This is a genomic window from Paenibacillus dakarensis, assembly GCF_001373415.1.
GTDB classification, from domain to species: Bacteria; Bacillota; Bacilli; order Paenibacillales; family Paenibacillaceae; genus Paenibacillus_AQ; species Paenibacillus_AQ dakarensis.
Genome location: NZ_CDSE01000006.1, coordinates 1 through 20,213, shown reverse-complemented (window position 1 = coordinate 20,213; position 20,213 = coordinate 1). Strand labels below are relative to the sequence as shown.

Annotated in this window: 22 protein-coding genes; 8 read left to right on the top strand and 14 right to left on the bottom strand. The window is 46.9% G+C overall.

Annotation, left to right across the window (positions count from 1 at the left end; all coding sequences use genetic code 11):
* The first annotated feature begins 1 nt into the window (after position 1).
* From BN1234_RS22370 to BN1234_RS00215, 6 genes are all read left to right on the top strand, one after another.
* Positions 2-145, top strand: a complete 144-nt coding sequence (locus tag BN1234_RS22370; protein ID WP_170307949.1) for a hypothetical protein — start codon at positions 2-4, stop codon at positions 143-145.
* Positions 138-1,433: a glycosyltransferase family 2 protein gene (locus BN1234_RS00235; RefSeq protein ID WP_054954661.1), complete on the top strand. Its 1,296-nt coding sequence runs from the start codon at positions 138-140 to the stop codon at positions 1,431-1,433. The genes BN1234_RS22370 and BN1234_RS00235 overlap by 8 nt, the downstream gene beginning before the upstream one ends.
* A gap of 176 nt (positions 1,434-1,609) precedes the next feature.
* Entirely contained in the window at positions 1,610-2,962 is a 1,353-nt protein-coding gene (locus tag BN1234_RS00230; protein WP_054954660.1) for a sodium-dependent transporter, read from the top strand.
* A 193-nt stretch (positions 2,963-3,155) separates the two neighbouring features.
* Positions 3,156-3,587 carry an Hsp20/alpha crystallin family protein gene (locus tag BN1234_RS00225; protein ID WP_054954659.1) on the top strand — a complete coding sequence of 144 codons (432 nt, stop codon included), beginning with the start codon at positions 3,156-3,158 and terminating at the stop codon, positions 3,585-3,587.
* 239 nt (positions 3,588-3,826) lie between these two features.
* Positions 3,827-4,138, top strand: a complete 312-nt coding sequence (locus BN1234_RS00220; RefSeq protein WP_054954658.1) for a hypothetical protein — start codon at positions 3,827-3,829, stop codon at positions 4,136-4,138.
* A 95-nt stretch (positions 4,139-4,233) separates the two neighbouring features.
* Positions 4,234-4,524 carry a hypothetical protein gene (locus BN1234_RS00215; RefSeq protein ID WP_054954657.1) on the top strand — a complete coding sequence of 97 codons (291 nt, stop codon included), beginning with the start codon at positions 4,234-4,236 and terminating at the stop codon, positions 4,522-4,524.
* Positions 4,525-4,955: 431 nt separating this feature from the next.
* On the opposite strand, the gene BN1234_RS00210 is transcribed toward BN1234_RS00215, so the two are convergent.
* From BN1234_RS00210 to BN1234_RS00200, 3 genes are all read right to left on the bottom strand, one after another.
* Positions 4,956-5,966: a sensor domain-containing diguanylate cyclase gene (locus BN1234_RS00210; RefSeq protein ID WP_054954656.1), complete on the bottom strand. Its 1,011-nt coding sequence runs from the start codon at positions 5,964-5,966 to the stop codon at positions 4,956-4,958.
* 42 nt (positions 5,967-6,008) lie between these two features.
* Positions 6,009-6,806 carry an alpha/beta fold hydrolase gene (locus BN1234_RS00205; RefSeq protein ID WP_054954655.1) on the bottom strand — a complete coding sequence of 266 codons (798 nt, stop codon included), beginning with the start codon at positions 6,804-6,806 and terminating at the stop codon, positions 6,009-6,011.
* Between the two features lie 89 nt (positions 6,807-6,895).
* Positions 6,896-7,237 (bottom strand): zinc ribbon domain-containing protein YjdM, encoded by a 342-nt coding sequence (locus tag BN1234_RS00200; RefSeq protein ID WP_054954654.1) that lies wholly within the window; start codon positions 7,235-7,237, stop codon positions 6,896-6,898.
* Between the two features lie 210 nt (positions 7,238-7,447).
* On the opposite strand from BN1234_RS00200, the gene BN1234_RS00195 reads away from it, so the two are divergent.
* Positions 7,448-7,870, top strand: coding sequence for an SRPBCC family protein (locus BN1234_RS00195; RefSeq protein ID WP_054954653.1), 423 nt, complete (start codon positions 7,448-7,450; stop codon positions 7,868-7,870).
* An 89-nt stretch (positions 7,871-7,959) separates the two neighbouring features.
* On the opposite strand, the gene BN1234_RS00190 is transcribed toward BN1234_RS00195, so the two are convergent.
* Positions 7,960-9,435 (bottom strand): protein adenylyltransferase SelO, encoded by a 1,476-nt coding sequence (locus tag BN1234_RS00190; protein ID WP_054954652.1) that lies wholly within the window; start codon positions 9,433-9,435, stop codon positions 7,960-7,962.
* Positions 9,436-9,649: 214 nt separating this feature from the next.
* Positions 9,650-10,390: a Bax inhibitor-1/YccA family protein gene (locus BN1234_RS00185; RefSeq protein WP_054954651.1), complete on the bottom strand. Its 741-nt coding sequence runs from the start codon at positions 10,388-10,390 to the stop codon at positions 9,650-9,652.
* 169 nt (positions 10,391-10,559) lie between these two features.
* On the opposite strand from BN1234_RS00185, the gene BN1234_RS00180 reads away from it, so the two are divergent.
* A complete protein-coding gene (locus BN1234_RS00180) occupies positions 10,560-11,456 on the top strand; it encodes a diacylglycerol/lipid kinase family protein (RefSeq protein ID WP_054954650.1) in 897 nt (298 codons plus the stop codon).
* A 17-nt stretch (positions 11,457-11,473) separates the two neighbouring features.
* Here BN1234_RS00180 and BN1234_RS00175 read toward each other — a convergent pair whose 3' ends face one another.
* The 9 genes from BN1234_RS00175 to BN1234_RS22080 form a co-directional block, all read right to left on the bottom strand.
* Entirely contained in the window at positions 11,474-12,619 is a 1,146-nt protein-coding gene (locus BN1234_RS00175) for a DHHW family protein (RefSeq protein WP_054954649.1), read from the bottom strand.
* Between the two features lie 17 nt (positions 12,620-12,636).
* A complete protein-coding gene (locus BN1234_RS00170) occupies positions 12,637-14,022 on the bottom strand; it encodes an MBOAT family O-acyltransferase (RefSeq protein WP_054954648.1) in 1,386 nt (461 codons plus the stop codon).
* 6 nt (positions 14,023-14,028) lie between these two features.
* Positions 14,029-14,514 carry a DUF4358 domain-containing protein gene (locus tag BN1234_RS00165; protein WP_054954647.1) on the bottom strand — a complete coding sequence of 162 codons (486 nt, stop codon included), beginning with the start codon at positions 14,512-14,514 and terminating at the stop codon, positions 14,029-14,031.
* Between the two features lie 121 nt (positions 14,515-14,635).
* Positions 14,636-16,234 (bottom strand): permease-like membrane multi-spanning protein, encoded by a 1,599-nt coding sequence (locus BN1234_RS00160; RefSeq protein ID WP_054954646.1) that lies wholly within the window; start codon positions 16,232-16,234, stop codon positions 14,636-14,638.
* The gene (locus tag BN1234_RS00155) at positions 16,227-16,940 is read right to left on the bottom strand and encodes an ABC transporter ATP-binding protein (RefSeq protein WP_054954645.1); all 714 of its coding nucleotides are present in this window, start codon (positions 16,938-16,940) and stop codon (positions 16,227-16,229) included. Before BN1234_RS00155 ends, BN1234_RS00160 begins: the two co-directional genes overlap by 8 nt.
* A gap of 95 nt (positions 16,941-17,035) precedes the next feature.
* Positions 17,036-17,743, bottom strand: a complete 708-nt coding sequence (locus BN1234_RS00150) for a hypothetical protein (RefSeq protein WP_170307948.1) — start codon at positions 17,741-17,743, stop codon at positions 17,036-17,038.
* A gap of 370 nt (positions 17,744-18,113) precedes the next feature.
* Positions 18,114-18,806, bottom strand: a complete 693-nt coding sequence (locus BN1234_RS00145) for a YdeI/OmpD-associated family protein (RefSeq protein ID WP_054954643.1) — start codon at positions 18,804-18,806, stop codon at positions 18,114-18,116.
* 112 nt (positions 18,807-18,918) lie between these two features.
* Complete coding sequence (locus BN1234_RS00140) at positions 18,919-19,743, bottom strand: Cof-type HAD-IIB family hydrolase (RefSeq protein ID WP_054954642.1); 825 nt, start codon at positions 19,741-19,743, stop codon at positions 18,919-18,921.
* 167 nt (positions 19,744-19,910) lie between these two features.
* Complete coding sequence (locus BN1234_RS22080) at positions 19,911-20,111, bottom strand: hypothetical protein (RefSeq protein ID WP_156337084.1); 201 nt, start codon at positions 20,109-20,111, stop codon at positions 19,911-19,913.
* Positions 20,112-20,213: the final 102 nt, after the last annotated feature.

Genomic DNA, 20,213 nt, shown 5'->3' with positions numbered 1-20,213 from the left:
CATGTCAGACGCCCATTGGTTCATTCCTTTGTGTATTGCAGTCAGCGTTCTGTTTACCATCTCCATACTGTTCCTGACGATTTCGACCTTAAGATTCCGCTCCCAAGTAAACAAAAAATATGATCGGGGGAAATTTAATGCTTGATATCCTGCTTATTATTTCCATAATAAGCATTTGGATTGCAGTCTTCGAGTCCATTCTCTTGATGATCGGAGCTGTCCTGTTTATTCGCAAGCAGAGCCGCGAGGAGCTGGTTATGCCGGATCATCTTGAGGATTTTCCTACAGTTACTGTCATGGTTCCGGCACATAATGAGGAATTGGTTATTACAGCAACGGTAGAGCATATCCTTCAGATGAATTATCCGGAGCATAAAATGCAGGTCATCGTTGTTGCTGACAATTGCTCGGATAACACAGCCGCTAAATTAAAGGCATTGAAAGCAATCTCAAGCTACGCACACCGCGACCTGCTTATTCTGGAGCGTACAGGAACCGGCGGTAAGTCCGGAGCGCTGAATGATGCCATGAAATATGCGACAGGAGAATGGATCTGTATCTATGATGCTGATGCCGCTCCCGAGAAGAATGCACTGCTGTTCCTGACCCAAAAGGCGATGGAGGACCCTGAACGATACGGCGCTGTATTCGGACGCAACAAAGCCCGTAACCGCAGCCATAACTTTCTGTCCAGATGTATCAATCTCGAGCTGATCACCATTCAACGGGTGCATCATACGGGTTTATGGCAGCTCTTTAAGCTGGGGACCATTCCTGGTACGAATTTCATCATAAAAACATCGCTTATCAAAGGCATTGGCGGCTGGGATGAGGGTGCGATTACAGAGGATACCGCAATTTCATTCGAAATTATGAAGAGAGGCCAACTGATTGCTCTTGCACCGCAAGCTGAAGCCTACCAACAGGAGCCTGAGAAGCTAAGTGTATATATGAAGCAGCGCGAGCGCTGGGCTAAGGGCAACTTCCGGGTTGTCATCGATAATTTACATCATTTGATAGACCGAACCAGCTGGCGAATCAAGCTTCAGGTTCTCTATTACGCCGCAAGCTATTTCTGGTTTATGATAGCGGTCATCGTATCGGACATCCTATTTATCGTCAATATCATCTATCAGCTCATTGCCCTGTTTAATCCGGAGATCGCCCTACCTATCCATTTTCAAGGCGATGTATATGTATTTCTCGTTATTGCCTGGGCTCTTATGTATTTTATTTACGTTTTACAGATTAATCTTGCCCTGGCTACAGATATTGGACAGAGTAATGTCCGTAACTTTATTCTTTCCTGCATATCTTACTTCACCTATGCACAGCTATTCCTGGTTATTTCTATTAAATCTTTCATTTCGATGGTCGTAGATAAGCTTACCGGCCGTAAAAGCAAATGGTACAAGACGCAGCGGTTTGGTTAATCCAGCTTGCCTTGTGTGCTGCACCCGTCGTATGATCAACGTTGATTTCATGCATTCTATCAAACATCCCCTTCTATATATGGTAATAATTATAAATCAATATTTCTATCCATCTTATAGAATTTAGAGTTAGAATATAAAGAATAATTTATACTCATACGACTGGGGGAATAATTATGAGCTTGCAACCAGGGAAATCATCAGCACCCCGTAAAAACGATCGTTTTTCTTCAACGGGCTTCATTCTCGCTGCTATCGGCAGCTCTGTCGGACTGGGAAATATGTGGAAGTTCCCGTACATAACCGGAGAGCATGGAGGAGCCGCCTTCTTCCTGCTATTTATCATCTGCCTGATTATTATCGGTCTGCCCGTACTACTGGCTGAGCTTGCGATTGGCCGTGCTGGCCGTGGCAGCGCCGCTACCTCCTATGTGAAAGCCGGCGGGCCTACTGCATTTGCACCATTTGGATTACTTCAAGTCATTACTCCTTTTATCATTTTGTCCATATACACCATCATCGCGGGCTGGACACTTCACTATGCGGTTCAGTCCTTCACTGGAAAACTGTTCACTAACGCCGATTTCGGCAGTCAGTTTACAGCCTTTACCGGCGGCTATATGCCTTTGGTATGGCAGACGGCTGCGATCGCGCTTACCATGTTTGTTGTAGGCAAGGGGATTTCCGGAGGAATTGAAAAATTCAACAAAGTGCTGATCCCCGGACTCGTTATCCTTCTTATCATTCTTATGATTCGGGCAGTAACACTTCCCGGGGCAGGAGAAGGTGTATCCTTCTTCCTTAATCCTGATTTCTCTAAGCTGTCTGCTGAGGCTGCACTTGTCGCATTGGGACATGCCTTCTTCTCCCTGTCGCTGGGCATGGGTATCCTGCTTACCTATGGTGCCTATGTAGATAAGCGTCAATCCTTGGGACCAGCAACGGTTGCTATCGGTGTCGGCGATCTTATTTATGCACTCATTGCAGGCCTTATTATATTCCCGACCACCTTCTCGTTCGGCATCGCACCGGATGCAGGTCCGTCCCTTGTATTCGTGGCCCTTCCGGCGGCATTCTCGGCAATGCCTTTAGGCTCATTCTTCGGAGGCTTGTTCTTCATCCTGCTGGCCATTGCGGCTTTGACTTCAGCAGTCTCTCTGCTTGAGGTCCCGGTAGCCTATGTAATGGAACGCTGGCGCTTCAGCCGTACGAAGGCTGTTATTATATGCGGTGTGGTGCTTCTAATCATCGGTCTGCCATCCGTCCTCTCGTTCGGCATGATAGACTCCCTGACCACGATCGGAAGCAAGTCCTTCTTTGATTGGGTCGATTTCATTACTTCCAACATTCTGCTGCCTATCGGAGGACTTGTGACAACGATTTTCGCCGGGTACTACTGGAAGGGTGCAGCCGATGCCGCTGGTCTCAAGGCTGGCTGGTTCAAGGTTTGGCTGTTCACGCTTCGTTATATAGCGCCTGTTCTCGTATTGCTGGTGCTGCTGCATACCTCAGGCATTTTGAAATTTTAGCGAAAATATAGAGAGGCCGCCCACAAGATCTTGGATCTTCCGGGCGGCCTCTCTTGCTGCTCGAAAGACGCTGTGGATACGAGTCATTCCTGCCATTTCTGCCCTTTCATATATCCTGTATTTGGATTTTTTAAAAGAAAATATGGAGGGTAATTATATTCTGTAAATAACTTTTAATATGGAGGTATGTATCATGAAATGGTTTCCTGCAGCTAAGAAAGAACATCAACTCTCCAGCAATTGGCCGTCGTTATTCGATTGGGATGATTTCGATATCTTTTCGAGACGAGGCAATCAGTTATTTTCGTCGGATATTAAGGAAACGGATAAAGAGTATGAATTGTCCGTTGATCTGCCAGGCTACGATAAAAAACAAATCGAGATCGATTATCATAATGATATGCTGACTATCAAAGCGTCCCGCGAAGAAGAGCAGGACGAGAAGGATGATGAAGGCTCTTATATCCGCCGCGAGCGTATCTCCGGATCATGCGTACGCCAATATCATCTTCCTAACGTAAATGAAGAGGAGATCGAAGCTAAGTTCGATAACGGGGTTCTTAAGATCGAAATGCCTAAGCTGACCCCAACAGAATCGGATAAACGCCGCATTGAAATTAAATAACACGCTTTTATTCGAGCCGCCATGCTTTCCAGAGATGGCGGCTTTTCGTATGGAAGGAATAGTACACAGGTCCATGACCCGTGAAGCAGAATAACCTTATGGGCAGCTCTCTTTTTAGGGAAAATGCCTCAAATTCCACTATCCTTCATCTCAGGAACACTCAGATGGGCTTCTGCATATGGTAAGGCAACAGACCATTCAGTAAGAGATTTTTACCCAGAGATATGGAGGACTAAATGATGAGTATTCAGCAACAGGGCTATGGCCATCAAGAGCAGCTCTTGTATCAAGCCCGTCCCGATCATCCGCAAACCTTGAAGTCGAATAGAGATCACATCCACAATCTATGCAATCAGCATAGAAATCAACATGTTCGCGTCGAAACGCTTGATGGGGAAACCTTCGAGGGTATGATAATGCATTGCGATCGGGGCATCCTCTACCTGAGACTGCAAGCAACAAGCGGGCAACGCGCTTTATCGCCGTTCTCCAGTGTGATTCTTCCCCTTGTTCTCTATGAGCTTCTCGTAATTACCCTGCTCTATCTTTAGAATCAACGACTGCCTGCTCACCGCTTAAATCCTTACTATCCAAAGTGTTTTGCAACAAATGACGTTTACAACCAACTTCAAGGAGTGATCTTCTCATGGCTTTTATGCCGCCGTTTGGACCTCAGGGACAGCAGCAGGGACCTACCTCTCCGCCCCCGCAGGTCCCTCCCCCAAAGCCCCTTGTTTCTCCCTTGGCCGTTGATCCTGGTGCAATTCGGGGCTGCCTGTTCCGCAACACCTTTATATGGCCAAGATTCGGATTCGGCTTCTGGTTCTTCCCTACATTCGTCGGTCCCACGTCCGTTGCCGGCTTCAGATGGACAGGGAGCAGATGGGTGTTCTCCGGTATTAGCTTAGCAAGCATTGAGGCTTTTACTTGTTTCTAATCAGGAGAAATGATCTCTTTTTATCGCTATTAGGCGCTGCGTATCCATTCAAAAACAGAAAACACAAAGAAACATGCATATTGGAGGGCAGTGAGCAGACGGTTCCTTTAAAGGAGCAGAGTCCCTAAACCTCCAGCTTTCTCCCGGCTGCTGCCATAGTAGTACACCTATAGAACGGCCAACCAGAATATTCTGGCTGGCCTTTTAATGCGTAACTACTCTTTGGTAAAGCCTGTGAAGATGAGCCTGGTGTCCCTGGACGCTTTCGCTCGCCCGCCACTTTTTGAAGCGGGGGCGATAGACATAACAAAGACATGGCGGTGCCGGGGTAACCTCCCTAACACCACCATGTCTTTAATTTTCGTATCATGTTCATTCGAGTGAACTGTCTCGTAAAGCACAAGAAACCTACTTTCGAGACGCTCCCTCTCCTATTTGTCCAGCATATAAAGCTGAGGGTGCAGATTGCTTATATCCTCATAATGTGTTACCCGGTTTCTCCCGTTCTCCTTCGAAACATAGAGCGCTTGATCCGCCTTGTTCAATAGGGTAAGGTCCGAGTCTTCTAATGTCATCGTTGCGACTCCTATGCTGACTGTAATATGAACAATCCTCCATTCAGCATGTTCCACAACAAACCGCAGCGCTTCAGCTTTTGACTTGGCTGTATGCGCATCTGTGCCTGGCAGGATGATTACGAACTCCTCGCCGCCCAGCCGGGCTATTGTATCTTTGTCATGAGAATGCTCGGTGAGCGTATCTGCCAGCTGCTTCAGAACGTCATCTCCGGCTTGATGGCCAAAGGTGTCATTTACTTTTTTGAAGTGATCAATATCGATGATAAGGACAGAAAAGAGCTGGCCTGTCTTGCTATGCCGCGCAATGCATCCCTCCAGCCGTTCTTGAAAAAACCTTCTATTCTTAAGTCCCGTCAGTTTATCCGTAACAGACAGCTCCTTCAGAGTCGCATTGTACTCCACAAGCTCGGCCTGCTTCTTCTCAATCTCCATATGAATATTTTTCAGCTTTGCAAGAGCCTGTTCCTGCTCCAGGTACGCCTTTTCGATCTGGTTCTTGGCAGCCCAAAGCTCCCGTTCATAATCAATACGTTTGCCCATCTGTACCAGGATGCAGTCAATGACCTCCACACCATCGATCTCGAACCGTCTGCCGTTCAAGATGAACGGAATCAACTGGCCGGTGCTGTCCTTCAAGCTTAAAAATAACTCTTCTACATGTCCGTTTAAACGAATATATGGATAAAAATGTGTATGAAAGATAAGTTTGTTCGCCGGGGACATGATTGATTCAAAATGCCTCTGCACCAGGTCTTCCTCCGTATACCCCATCCATTCCAGAAAAGTATGGTTCACCTCGGTAACCATTCCGGTCTGAGAAATGGAGACATATCCGCAGGGAATAAAATTCAAACGATCATTCATTATCTCATATATCCTTTCGATCCAATCATAATCAGATTCTATTTATCGAAGATACTCCTGTATCAAAGCAATCGTTTCTCCCGGGTGACTGATCTGGGGATAATGCCCTTTAGCCTCCATCAACCGAAGTGTACTGTTCTGCAAGTGCCTGTGTAAATACTCACCCACCTGAAGCGGTACGATGCTGTCATCCGAGCACTGCAGGATCAGGACAGGCACCGAGGATCTGGACAGGTCGCTCCGATGATCCGACAGGAATGTTGCTTCGGCAAACTCCCTGGCGATAACCGGATCTGCAGATAGAAAACTCTGCTCCAGTTGTTCCGTTAATGCCGGGACATCAGGGTGGTTCATCGCAATCGGTGCCAGGTACCCCGCCCAGCCTGCAAAATTCATTTCCATCATATTCATCAGCTCTTGAATATCGCTTAATTCAAACCCGCCGAGGTAATGATCACCCTCATTTAAATAACGCGGCGAAGGTGCGATCATAATCAATTTATCAAAATACTCCGGGTGCTTTATAGATGCCAGCATTCCAATCATGGAGCTGACCGAATGTCCGATAAAAATAATATCTCGCAGCTTCAGCGCCTCAATAACATCCAAAACATCCTGCACGTAGCCGTGAAGGGATCTATACTTCTCTGATTGATATGAAGCTATATCTGAGCTGCCTGAACCTACATAATCAAAGAGCACCACCTGATACTTCTCTTTAAAAGAAGGGACGATGTAATGCCACATGCTCTGATCGCAGCCAAATCCATGAGCAAAAACTATCGTCTTCTGTCCTTCTCCGATCACTTTTACATTATTTCGTGCAATTACATCGTCCATCTTTACAGCCTCCCGCTCCCTGTATTTACCTCTATTCTTTCTATTCTGGGGGGCAGGATGACAAATATCAAGTCCCAATCAAGACGAAACTATATCTTCTTAACAAATTCGGATTTCAATTTCATGGCTCCAAATCCATCAATCTTGCAATCAATATCATGATCACCTTCGACAAGCCGAATATTCTTCACTTTGGTTCCGATCTTCAGAACGGATGAGCTTCCTTTCACTTTCAGGTCCTTGATGATCGTGACAGAATCGCCGTCTTGCAGCACATTTCCATTCGCGTCCTTAATCACTTTGGTGCCTTCATTCGCTTCTTGTTCTTCAGCAGGATTCCATTCATGCCCGCACTCCGGGCATACCAGCAGATTTCTATCCTCATACGTATATTCGGAATTACATTTTGGACAATTAGGTAAATTAGACATCATAATTAACTCCATTCATTGTTGAGATCAAAATATGTTACCATGCTCATGCAAACCGATCTATTAACTATCTCATTCCTAACTGTACTGGATACATTATATTTTCAATCTAAGATTCCTCGGTCAGTTATGGTTTATACATGATCCGGGGCATGCTATTATCAATCAAGACACATTTGTGTTTGATTTCACTTATGGAGGTTTATTGATATGCCAACTCAAAACATACCTGAAATCCGTAAAACGGTTGTTATTCAAGCTCCGATCGAAAAAGTATGGAAGGCTGTCTCAACCGCTGAAGGCCTTGCCGCCTGGTGGATGGAGAGCACGCTTGAACCTGCGGCCGGTCAGGAATTCATACTCCATGCAGGCCAATTCGGAGATTCACCTTGTAAAGTAACTGAAGTCGAACCTCCGCACCGCCTTGGGTTTCATTGGGGGAAAGACTGGCATCTTGCATTTGAATTGAAGGAACTTGATCGTGAGAAAACCGAGTTTACACTGATTCACTCCGGCTGGGATGCCTCAAAAATGACAGAGTTCGGACAGCCCCATGCTGTCATTCGGGAAGTAATGAACGGCGGATGGGAAAGCATCATTAACCAGAATCTGGTCGCGTATGTAGAGGGCTAAGATCTGGAATCAAAGAAGCAGGTGCATGACATGCACCTGCTTTTACTATATTTTGTGCTCCCCATTCTCTTTATCTTATCCGGTTTAACTCAGGTTCCACAGTAGGTACGGTAAGCACAGGACTGCTCAGGTACGGAAGCATACTCCTCCTGTTCAGGCGAGTACGCATAAGGCTTCGCAAGGACGCCGAGAAGACGCTCCATCACGCTGAAGTCTCCTTGCTCTGCTGCTTCGAGCGCTTCCTCTACACGGTGGTTACGAGGAATAACGGCAGGATTGCTGGTGCGCATCAGCTCTTTGGCTTCCTTCTCGGTTTCCTGCTGCCGGCCGAGTCTCTCCTGCCACTGCGCATACCATGAATCGAATTCAGCGGTACCAACCAGTGCCGTTCGCTCCGGCTGATTAAGCGTTAATGCACGGAATGTGTTCGTAAAGTCTGCACCTTGTTTCTGCATGATTTCAAGGAGTTCTCTAATCAGCACTTCATCCTGCTCCTCTTCTTGAAAGAGTCCCAGCTTGGCCCGCATTCCTGCAAGCCAGTAATTGTGAAACAGCCCCGAAAACTGCGCAAGCGCATCCTCTGCCAGCTTAACAGCCTCTTCCTCATCCTCGTGGAATAGCGGCAGGAGTGCTTCTGCCAACCGTGTAAGATTCCACGCTGCAATATAAGGCTGGTTGCCGTAGGCATAACGGCCCTGGGAATCAATCGAACTGAATACCGTCGCGGGATCAAATGCATCCATAAAGGCACATGGCCCGTAGTCGATGGTTTCGCCGCTGAGGGTCATATTATCCGTGTTCATAACCCCATGAATAAATCCGACAAGCTGCCACTTGGCAATCAGAGCCGCTTGACGTTTAATCACTTCCTGCAGTAATAACAGATACCGGTTCCCGTCTTCACCAGGGCGTGCCTCCGGATAATGTCTGTGCAGTGTGTAATCCGCTAATGTACGAAGATTATCGGTCGAGCCCGCACCTCTGGCATACTGAAACGTGCCGACACGCAGATGACTCGATGCCACGCGAACCAGAACTGCGCCCTGCAGTTCTCTCTCACGGGTGACCGGCTGGCCCGTGGTGACTACAGCCAGACTTCGGGTCGTGGGAATGCCAAGGGCATGCATCGCTTCGCTGATAATATATTCACGCAGCATCGGGCCGATCGCCGCCCGGCCATCGCCCCCGCGCGAATACGGAGTGCGGCCAGATCCCTTGAGCTGCACATCCATACGCTTGCCCTTAGGCGTGATCTGCTCGCCAAGCAGAACTGCGCGCCCATCCCCAAGCATCGTAAAGTGACCAAACTGATGACCGGCATAAGCCTGAGCCAAGGGATCAGCTCCCGGCGGAATCTTGTTGCCGGCAAATACCGCTGCTCCCTCATCCGTCTGCAGCGCCTCCACATTCAGCCCAAGCGACTCAGCCAGTGGACGGTTGAATGCAATAATCCGGGGGCTTCGTACAGGAACGGGCTCCTGTCTTGTATACATAAGGTCCGGCAGCTCTGCATAGCTGTTGTCAAAATTCCATCCTGCATCTATCTTTGGTTTATGATCTGTCACGGTAATCTCCTTCTTCAGGCAAGTTGGTTATTCTTAACTAATCTTAACTACTCTACTCTATATAAACACAAGTTTGAATCTTTATAGGGTTTTCCCAGGAAAATTTATTATTCAATTCATGATACATGGATGAGCAGCCTGCCATTTAACAAAAAGAATCGCTGACCTGGGATATCCCCGGTCAGCGATTCAGATTGTAATGCGTTCTATTCCATTAATCCCGGCTTGCCAGCTTGGCAAGCAAACGGATAATTTCGAGATATAACCATACGAGTGTAACCAGCAGGCCGAAGGAGCCGTACCACTCCATATACTTCGGTGCTCCGCTGCGAGCGCCTTGTTCGATAAAGTCAAAGTCGAGTACAAAGTTCAGCGCCGCGATGATGATGATCACGATTGAAATTCCAATTCCGATCGTAGTGCTTTCATGCAGGAAAGGAACTGCTACACCAAACAATCTAAGCACCATGCTGAGCAGATACACAAGCATCACGCCAATCGTAGCCGCGATGACACCTTTCTTGAAGCCTGCAGTCGCTTTAACCAAACCTAGCTTATACGCGATCAGCATGCCCAGGAATATACACATCGTTAATAAGGCCGCTTGCATGGTAATGCCATAATACAAGGATTCATAATTCGCAGATAGGGCTCCGAGCAGCAATCCCTCGACCACCGCGTAGATCGGTGCCAGAAAAGGTGCTGTTCTCTGGGCAAAGTTGATGATGAGTGCAAGAATCAGGCCCGTAATCGCCCCGCCGATGATAAACGGATACACATTGTAACCGTTAAAAAACATAACCCAGGAAACAACAGCCGCTCCAATCAGCAGTGCCAGCAGCATGAACGATTTATTCACCGTTCCGCCAATCGTCATCAGCTCTTGGTCGCTATAATTCCTGCTTCTTTCAAATGTTTCTTCATTCAGTGTTGGATTTCCGCTTCGTCCGAGCAAATAAACGCCTCCCTATCTTTTTTTCTTTCCAGTGTAGCACAATATGGGATATTTTAGGATATCAAAATAACTTGGTATCTAGAAAGTTCCACCTCTTCCCTTTTGGGTAATTAGTAAATAGCTGCCTTGTGAAGGCCCTGCAGTTATAACAAAAGAGAGGAACATGTCTATGAAACAGGCCCTGGTCATTATTAATCCCTCTTCAGGTAAAGAGAAAGCTGTAAATTATCTAGAAGACACCACAGAGATTTTACGTAGCCAAGGATACAGCGTGACGGTTCGTGAAACGGAAAAAGAACGGGATGCTACTCATTTCTGTGTCAATGCATGTGAGCAAGGCTTTAGCCTGGTCGTATCGATCGGCGGCGATGGTACGCTGCATGAAACCATTAATGGACTCATCGACCAGCCTCATTGCCCGAAGCTTGGTGTGATTCCTCTCGGTACCGTTAATGATTTTGCCCGTGCGCTGCATATCCCGCTTGATCCCGAGCAGGCCATTCAAGCTCTCCGTTCGTCCCGAATACAGAAAGTGGACTTAGGGTGCGTCAACGAGCAGTTATTTGTGAATGTGATTGCTGCCGGTTCAATTGCGCAATCCCTATCCTCGGTATCATCAAAAGATAAATCCAGGTTGGGTGCTTTTGCTTATTTGAAGGAGGGTTTCAAGGAACTGATGAACACCCCCGTTCATCCCCTTCGCATTCGTTATGATGATAAGGTCTGGGAAGGTGAATCCAGGCTGTTCCTCACGGCGTTGACCAACTCGGTTGGCGGATTTGAGAAGCTGGCTCCCGATGCGGAGGTCGATGACGGTCTTCTTCATTGCTTTATTATTAAAGACCTGAGTATATTCAGCACCATTTCGGTAAGTCTCTCCCTGCTCCTTGGCAGCTTAAAGAATCATTCGGATGTCATTTACTTTACGGCAAAACATGTCCATGTAAGCTCTCCGCAGTCGGTGATGACGAATGTAGACGGCGAAGAAGGCCCTCCCTTACCGATTGATCTTCGCGTGATGCCGCGTTATATTGAAGTGATTTTGCCGGAGGAGCCCCTTTCTTAAAAAGTTAGGCCCTTATATTACCTGGCATCCAGCTTCAGAAGCGCCGAGTTGTCCACGAACGTCGCCGTATTAAAAAGCATCAGCACATCCTTTATTCTATTCTCGGACATATATTCGCTGATGCTGCCGTTATAATAACGCAGGTCGATCACATGGATCTCGGGCACATGGAGCGTCAGGAACGGGATGACATTATGCGCGTAAGAATCTTTAATCACTAACAGCTTCTCCTGCTGAACAAACGTCGGGTCAAGCTTACTGGTAAGCTTCATCAGCGCATGAACCCCGCCCAGGAAGTAGGAGTACTTATCTTTTTTGGCTAAAAAAAGCTCGTCATACATACTCGTTAATGTTTCACCCGAATCTGCGATATACATTTCAGTCGATACCGGTCGCTTGGGCTTGTAAACTTCAATCGAATCCGGCTTCACACCGCTAAACTGGCTTCTCGTATGATAGCTCCCCAGGAATGAAGTGCTCACCGTATGAATATGGAAATCGTCTTTGGACAAGGGCTTCCAGCCCATCTGCCCGGCATATGCTGCATAGGCAAGATAAGCACCGTACGTTGTCCAGTGGTGATCGGTCCGGTAGTAGATCGGCTGCAAAGCGTGAGGACTAAGGAATGTAAACCCATCCAGAAAAGACACATGATCCCCCATAACACCTGCGACATATTGACTTACCTTCAACTGAGGGTAGCTCGGAGCAAGCCATGGTAAGCGGTCCTCGTACATCCCAACGGAGTTCGGCGCGAGCATAAGCGTGGTGTTCACATCAGGATGGCTGGCCGCAAACCTCCGGATCGCTTCCGCATACGATTCAACCTTCGAGTAATCCGGCTCGGTGAATTTCTCAAACAAATAGCCGTCTTTCCCCCTGTATATTCCGTTATTCTCCCGCTGCAGCCGCAGCTGTTCAGCGGTGGATTTCACGCTCAGCCATTTCGGGCGAAACGGAAATTGGTCGGTTACGAAGCTTTCCGCATCCTCCGCAAATTTCTTGGACAACAGATTGTCCCAGGTCAGCTGCGGGGCGCTCTGCAGTACGCGATTTTCCAATTCGGAGAAGTGCTCTTTAGGGAGGACGAGAAAGGTTATGAACATGAGAAACAGCGTGATAATAAAGCCTACAACGAGTATCCGGTCTGCTCTTTGCTTCATGGGTCTTCTGCCTCCTCTTAGAATCGGAAATATAGGAACGGGTTAAATGTAGCCTCTACCAGGTAGGCAACCGACAGGAAGAACAGTAAGCCATAACCGATCAGCGAGAAGAGATGCCTGGCTTCATGCTTTATCATTGGCTTCCTTGGGATCGATGCCATCACCAAGACGATAAGCAGGATCGCGTTTGTGTACGCAAAATATACCGTCGTACTGTCCAGCAGCGGTTGATGGTTGAGCCCAGCCATCGCTTGTATGTAGCTCAGCATCGTGGGCAGTTCCTCAAAAGCAAACAGCACCCATCCGACAAGGATCAGCAGGATAGCATACAGATGCCTGATGAAGCGTGGTAAGCGGCTGAGCAAGCCCAGTCCCCACCATTTTTCGAAGATGAGGATAACGCCAAAGTACAGCCCCCACAGCATAAAGTTCCAGCTTGCTCCGTGCCACACCCCTGTCAGTATCCACACAATCAGAATATTGCGGATTTGAATGCCAAGCCCCCGCCGGTTCCCGCCCAGCGGAATATAGACATAATCCCGAAACCAGCTGCTCAGCGATATATGCCATCTGCGCCAGAAATCTGTAATACTTTGTGCGGTATACGGCTTGTTAAAGTTTTCGTTAAACTCGAAGCCGAGCATAAGGCCCAGGCCAATCGCCATATCGGAATAGCCGCTGAAATCGAAGTAAATCTGGAACGCGAACGCAAGGATGCCGAGCCATGCCGTGAGCATAGGCAAGTTGTCCAGGTCTGATCTTGAAATGGTATCCCATAGCAGACCGATATTGTTGGCAAGCAGCACCTTCTTGGCCAGGCCGACGGTAAAACGACGAACCCCTTGTGCGAATTTCCCGATATTCACGGTACGCCCCCGCAGCTGCTCTGCAATGGAGTTGTACTGAACGATGGGACCCGCAACCAACTGCGGAAATAGAGCAACAAACGTACCAAAGTCGATCCAGTTCCGCTGCGCTTTTGCCGTTCCGCGGTAGACGTCTATGATGTAGGACATCGATTGAAAGGTATAGAACGAGATTCCGATCGGCAGCGGCAATTCCGTTAATGGAATATGGGTTCCAAGCAGTCCATTTACATTGGCAATGAGAAAGTCGGCGTATTTAAAGTACGATAACAGCCCCAGGTTGATGACCATGGAGCTGATGACAATCCACTTCCGCTGAACAGCACTTAGCCCCGGCCTGCCAAGAAGGAGACCGAAGCTGTAGTCTGTTATGGTGGAGATGAGCATGATTACAATGTAGACAGGCTCTCCCCACGCATAAAATATGAGGCTGCTTAGGAATAACATTAGATTCTTCATGCGCCAGGGCGAAATGAAATACAGCGCAAGAACAAGCGGCAGGAATACAAACAGGAACAGAAGGCTGCTAAATAGCATACAAGACTACTTTTGAACGAAGAAACTTTCGAATGACTTCACAAGCGCATCGGCTTCTTCAGAGATGACGAACAGCACATAGTTTCCTTTGGTAACGAGTTTATAGTTCTTGGCATTCTCGTACTGGTCCGGCAGATACTGCTCGAATGACTTCTGTACGTCTGCGGCACGTTGTTTAACGGCTTCCTCTACCGCAGGCAGATCTTTCGCGTCTTTCACCTTAAGGACAGAAATTTCGTTTGATTTTACATTCATCAATGGAATACGAACCGAATATTCTTCAAGCAATGCCGGGTCCAGATGATACTGCTGCTTTACGGTTTCGTCGTCCAGTTCCATCAATTTGGGCTGCTGGATATCCGTGAGCATTTTATCGACCATTTCCTTTACAGGTACAGTGGCTTCAACAGGCTCGGCCTTATCACCGGAACATGCGCTGATTGCCAGCATGAGCAGAATAGCTAACATAAGTGTGAATGGTTGTTTTTTCATGATGTAAAGCTCCTTCGTGTATTGTTGTTTCTGTTCACAGGTTTATCAACGCAAAGAGCGGGACAAAAGTTTCGCTCTAAACAGCCTTCCCAATATTTACACGAAAGATGTAACTGCATGGCTAGAGAGCCTGAAACAGCCGCTCCGCATGTTTATGGATATACCCGTAGAGCAGGCCGCAGGCTGCAATCATAAGGAATGCGATCCCCAGGAGCAGGGCATGGGCATGGATGTCAGACAGAACAACAGCCGCTCCAGCAGGAATCACCAGACTGATAAAGCCGATCAGCATGGATACGAGCACCGCCGCACTCTGTTTAATGACCGTCACTTCACTTGTCCATGTGAAATTAGGCAGCTTCAAGTTCACAAGTACACCGACCATGGCTGTATAACAAGCATAGAGCACAGGAATCACCAGCAGAAGTATACTCTCCAGCCAGCCAGTACGCAGGGAGATCATGAGCAGCACACCGCTTACCAGCAATATGGGTACAGTAACTGTCAAATTCACCGCTACTTTACTGAACAGAATGGTCGATTTGGAGACAGGTGCACTTTTTAAAATCCATAGATTGCTGCCCTCGAGCGAAATAGAACTGGATGTTGTGCAGCTGAGAGCAATGAATAAGGATACGAACAGCGGTGCCAGTCTGCTTAAATAGTCTGACAATTCAGGAATCTCAAGCATCTGCCCCAGCGACTTTGCATCAACGAACAATAAGGATATCGACATCACTAGCAGCAGCACCATTCCAATGCTTGTGTTCAGGACATATAAGGAAGAGCTCCTATACCGGCGCAGCTCCTTCTTATATAAGGCTTGAAAAGCCGATGAGGTTTTCAGCTCCTTCATTTGATACTTACTGCTGGTATGTGAGGTCGTTAAGCCGGTATGTATCGCTTTGAACCGGGTTCCGAGTACATAGGTAAACAGCATAAATGCAAGCACGGATATCGCTATGAATAACAACAGCGGAGCCAGCTGATAAGAGCAAACCGCATCCACATACATCGCTGTCAGAGGATACAGATTGAATATCATGTCGGCCATTTGTATCCCCATGTCTGTCAGAAGCTGCTCATTTCCCTCCATGCGGAATGAACCTAACATAAAGACGATAACGACAGCAAAGGTAAGGATGATGCTGATCAATCGGCTGCTCTTAAAGCGGGAGGAGAACCAGCTGATCAGCGCACCGATGATGGTCGCAGCAATAATCGGAACTAGCGGAATGAATAAGAGCGTGATGAGAAAAAACAAATAATATAAAGCGCCCGGATTTACTTTTATCGCATATACCGCACCTGCCGGCACCATCACGATCAAACTGAAAAATATATTTAGCACATAAAGCTGAAGCACACGGCTTCCTACAACATCGCTCGTTCGCACGGGCAGGGACATGACCAGGTCGTAGTCCTTAAAGTTGAACAGCACATCGCCAGCCTTGTAAACCGTAGTGAAGAATCCGACAAGCGACGTTACCGCCATCATGATCGCAAGCAGCAGATCCATACGCCCCATTTGTTCAAAAGCCATGGCCATCCCGTAACTGTAGCCAAATGATGCTCCAACGATCACCACCATGCTTGCCAGCATCCCAACACTCATGAGTATCCATTTACGTTTTTCTTTGACATCACAGGTATGCAGCGCCTGGTTCAAGCCAAAGGAAGAAAGCAGCTGTATTCTGGTTAATCTCCATATATTAATCATTGTTGATCAGCTCCAGAAATACGTCTTCAAGACTGTGATCGCCCTTAACGTCCTCTGTCTTCCCGTGAGTAATCAGTTTTCCCGCTTTGATAATCGCGATCTTGTTGCACAGCTTCTCTGCTACATCAAGCACATGGGTCGAGAAAAAAATCGCACTGCCGTTTCGGCACAGCTCTGCCATGATTTCCTTGAGCGTATGGGCTGCTTTCGGATCAAGGCCGACAAAAGGCTCATCCAGCACAAGCAGCTTCGGTTTATGGATTAAGGCTGATATAATGGCCAGCTTCTGCTTCATTCCATGAGAATAAGATGAGATGATGTCGCCTAAATGAGGGGTAAGCTGAAAATCATCAGCATACTTGTGAATGCGCAGCTCGCGATTGGCCTTGGATACCCCATAAAGATCACCAATGAAATTCAAGTACTGGATACCTGTCAGATGTTCATAAATATCCGGGTTGTCCGGTATGTATGCAGTCACCGCTTTACAGGCTACAGGATCTTTGCGGATCGAGATGCCGTCGATTTCAATTTCACCCTCTTCAAAATCCAGCACACCCACGACCGATCGGAGCGTCGTTGTTTTCCCTGCGCCATTATGGCCGATGAAGCCGTAAATATCACCCCGTTCCACCACTAAGCTCAGGTCATCTACCGCTTTTTTGCCACCCTTGTAACTCTTCGTAAAATGCTTGATCGTAAGCATTTCCTCACCCTTCCCTCGTTCGGATCTATAACGATAATACGTTTATCTTCTCCGGATCGTTCAATGGTGAGAATGAAGATGTAAGGTTGATCTTATTAATACTTTTCAAATAGCGCCTCAATCAGGATGACGAGCCATATCAAGAAAACCGCTCCCAAAAGGATAATCTCCAAAAAATGAATCTGCATCAGCTTGTATTCACCCTGCTTGGCATGACGGATGCCGAGGAAATCACAGTGCTGAATCATATAGAGAAACCCGCAAGCAAATATTAATGCTGCTATAAGCCGCATTCCCGAGGGTAAACTCATGACATATCTCGGGTTACCGCTCATTTCGAAGTACAGCTCTAATCCGAAATGCTTGGATAGTATGAATGTCAGAACAACCAGGATGAACAGGATCAGGGCTAAGCTGAAGGGATGTTCCCTGTAATCAATCAAGCGCAGGAATCTCTGCACTTTAAGACTTTCGGGTGTAAGATCATCCTCCTCATTCTCCTTGCCATCATCCTGTACAATATAAAGAAACGAAAATCCGGCCATGCCCAAGAGTGTCACGAGCTTCAGCAGCTGATACGGCATATCACTCTTAAAAATGAACATGGAAACCAGTAAAAGAATGATAAGAATGACCATGACAGCACCGATTGTATCTTTTTGTCTCCACATTTTATTGATGATAATCCGGTTATCCTTGCCCGTTCCTGATCCAATCGTTACATTATTCGTGCTCTCGGCCCGCTTTCTTTCAATCTGGATGATCATGTACGCGGCAATGATCAAACCTATGCCTATAGCCAAATAGACAGACACTTCCCCCGGATATATAACATACGAATCATAAGAGTCCACAACCCAAAGACCACTGAAGACAACGAGGCTTATCCCCAGCATTAAAATGTAAGGCGCAGCTATGTAAAAGATGATCCTCAACTCCCTTTTGTATGAGTTCACAGACATAAATCTATTCCATTTTACACCATTGTTACAGATTTGAATGATTAAAAATCCCTGCTTAATTGAAAAACACCTGCCCAGTCCAAGCATCACTTCGAATGCCGATCATTCTTCCTTTCACTGTTGTTTTTCGCTGGCATAAAAAATACACCTTCTAGAATTACATCAGAATATACCCAGGGGTAATTCCAATGTCCATTCTAAGAGGTGCACTCTAAACAGAATTAGATGGTGTTTGTATTCGATCTTTGCGGTATAATTCGCGGGTCTTATAACCAGCTTGCAGAATCATCTTCATTTCTTCCCGGCGTTTGGCTCTGGTTGCTTCTTGTTTCGCACTATACACATAGCGGGCCCAGTCCTTGCGGTATCCGGGGGTGAGTGATTGGTACAAGGCTAGCAGATCAGGCGTATCCGCCAAATCCTTCTCAATGCTTGGGATGAGGGAGATATAGTCATCCACACACTGGCTGGCCTTGGTGGACGTTTTATTTTTACCCTTGGCATCCTCCTTAAACCCAACCACGGTAAACACCTCATCCAGCCCGACCATACGCGCAAATTTAATCGGGCTTGTCCCTATATACCCTTCTTCATCACTACCCAGACCCGATAGCAGATCGTCGCGGTGAATAAACGTGTCATACACTTTATTTCCCTTTTTCGGATAGGCCGCAAACAGATATCCGCCCGGGTGCAGATGCTTACCTTCAATGACTCGCTGAACAAGCTCCTTCAAAGACTCCATGTCCAATACAAAAGCAAAAATAAGATCATAAGCCGGCTCCTTGATCTCTGTATCATAGTTCGTCAGCTCCGCCAAATAATCCGTTCCCTCCGGCTGATTCAATACGGCAGCCTGCTTATATTTGTTCAGCTTCAGCTTCTCTACGATTGATTTAGACAAAGATCTTCATCCTTTACAGTTGGTATGGTTTTAATTATGGCCTTTACTGCATGACGATATAATAAAAAAACGCCCGAACAGGCGTTTTTAGCTCATATCTATGAAGCAATCATTAAACAGTCAAGGCCAGTTCTTTTAAAATAAATTCTTCAACGACCTTGGCTACGCCATCATTCATATTTGTATCCGTAACATAGTCGGCCATCTGTTTGATTTCCTCCGGTGCATTGCCCATAGCAACACCAAGACCTGCAAATTCGATCATGGCCACATCATTGTACCCGTCGCCCATCGCAATCACCTCAGAACGCTCGATACCAAGCTGCTGGATCAGATGATTCAGGCTGGTTCCCTTATTCACGCCATCCTCGGTAAACTCCAGGAAGAAGGGCTTCGAGCGCATTACATTCAGTTGTCCCGCCATTTGCACTTTCAATTTCTGCTCGACTTCAACTAACCGTTCCGGATCAGCCACCATAAGCACCTTAACCACTGGCACCTGCACAGCTTCCTCGAAGCTGGACACTTCCACAACCTTCATTCCCGTAATCTCCGCTTCAACCGCTGTGTACTCATTGGCCGATGCCGTAATAATCTCATCACCTACATAAGTGAGCGCAGATACGCCTTCTTCCACACTCATTTTATACAGGTCATGTGCCATCTGAGGGGTTAGTGTACTGCTAAAAGGCTCCTCCTGCGTCTTCCAGTTTATGATCTTCGCCCCGTTGAACGACAAAATAAAGCTCCCAAATCGTTCAAGCTCCAGCTCTTCAGCAAGTGCCCTCATAGCATAGGTTGGTCGTCCTGAAGCTAATACGACTTTGACACCCGCCTCCTGTGCCGCCATTAAAGCCCGCTTGTTACGAGCCGAGATGGTTCCGTCATCCTGAAGCAGTGTATCATCCAGATCAAGCACAATCATTTTATAGTTCATTCTTCAGCATCCCTTTGCATCATCTAATAGAGTATTTGCTATCTACTATATCATGATCTTGCTTGTCAGCTCTATCGATGTTACTTGGCTGCGGACTTAAAATATTGGTAGACCAGGTTCAGCTTCGGCTCATCCCTTTCGGGCTCTCCTGCCAAAATCGAAAATCTCTACCTTCGTTTATAGGGACTAGAGCGATCATTTGCACCTGTAGAGTCTGATGATGACTGTTCTGGAACACTTAATTCAGGGCTCAAGGCCATCCCTTTATTACTAGATTCACTACTGGAATCCGCTAATAGATTTGCAGTTAGAGCTCCTGCTGAAATCAATATAATGACAGAGGTTATTACAGCTATTTTTCTTAACATGCTTATTCCCACCTTTCTAACAGCAATTATTGCCTGTTTTCAAACCTCCTATTCTAAGGGAGTAGGAAGATCAGAGATGGATTATACCTTCTACATAAAAAA

Excerpts from the sequence above, each read along its gene's own strand:
- BN1234_RS00175 (WP_054954649.1), bottom strand. The coding sequence starts at position 12,619 with ATGAAGCAAAGAGCAGACCGGATACTCGTTGTAGGCTTTATTATCACG.
- BN1234_RS00225 (WP_054954659.1), top strand. The coding sequence starts at position 3,156 with ATGAAATGGTTTCCTGCAGCTAAGAAAGAACATCAACTCTCCAGCAAT.
- BN1234_RS00215 (WP_054954657.1), top strand. The coding sequence starts at position 4,234 with ATGGCTTTTATGCCGCCGTTTGGACCTCAGGGACAGCAGCAGGGACCT.
- BN1234_RS00165 (WP_054954647.1), bottom strand. The coding sequence starts at position 14,514 with ATGAAAAAACAACCATTCACACTTATGTTAGCTATTCTGCTCATGCTG.
- BN1234_RS00170 (WP_054954648.1), bottom strand. The coding sequence starts at position 14,022 with ATGCTATTTAGCAGCCTTCTGTTCCTGTTTGTATTCCTGCCGCTTGTT.
- BN1234_RS00235 (WP_054954661.1), top strand. The coding sequence starts at position 138 with ATGCTTGATATCCTGCTTATTATTTCCATAATAAGCATTTGGATTGCA.
- BN1234_RS00220 (WP_054954658.1), top strand. The coding sequence starts at position 3,827 with ATGAGTATTCAGCAACAGGGCTATGGCCATCAAGAGCAGCTCTTGTAT.
- BN1234_RS22080 (WP_156337084.1), bottom strand. The coding sequence starts at position 20,111 with ATGTTAAGAAAAATAGCTGTAATAACCTCTGTCATTATATTGATTTCA.
- BN1234_RS00195 (WP_054954653.1), top strand. The coding sequence starts at position 7,448 with ATGCCAACTCAAAACATACCTGAAATCCGTAAAACGGTTGTTATTCAA.
- BN1234_RS00230 (WP_054954660.1), top strand. The coding sequence starts at position 1,610 with ATGAGCTTGCAACCAGGGAAATCATCAGCACCCCGTAAAAACGATCGT.
- BN1234_RS00155 (WP_054954645.1), bottom strand. The coding sequence starts at position 16,940 with ATGCTTACGATCAAGCATTTTACGAAGAGTTACAAGGGTGGCAAAAAA.
- BN1234_RS00180 (WP_054954650.1), top strand. The coding sequence starts at position 10,560 with ATGAAACAGGCCCTGGTCATTATTAATCCCTCTTCAGGTAAAGAGAAA.
- BN1234_RS00205 (WP_054954655.1), bottom strand. The coding sequence starts at position 6,806 with ATGGACGATGTAATTGCACGAAATAATGTAAAAGTGATCGGAGAAGGA.
- BN1234_RS00210 (WP_054954656.1), bottom strand. The coding sequence starts at position 5,966 with ATGAATGATCGTTTGAATTTTATTCCCTGCGGATATGTCTCCATTTCT.
- BN1234_RS00160 (WP_054954646.1), bottom strand. The coding sequence starts at position 16,234 with ATGATTAATATATGGAGATTAACCAGAATACAGCTGCTTTCTTCCTTT.
- BN1234_RS00200 (WP_054954654.1), bottom strand. The coding sequence starts at position 7,237 with ATGTCTAATTTACCTAATTGTCCAAAATGTAATTCCGAATATACGTAT.
- BN1234_RS00140 (WP_054954642.1), bottom strand. The coding sequence starts at position 19,743 with ATGAACTATAAAATGATTGTGCTTGATCTGGATGATACACTGCTTCAG.
- BN1234_RS22370 (WP_170307949.1), top strand. The coding sequence starts at position 2 with ATGTCAGACGCCCATTGGTTCATTCCTTTGTGTATTGCAGTCAGCGTT.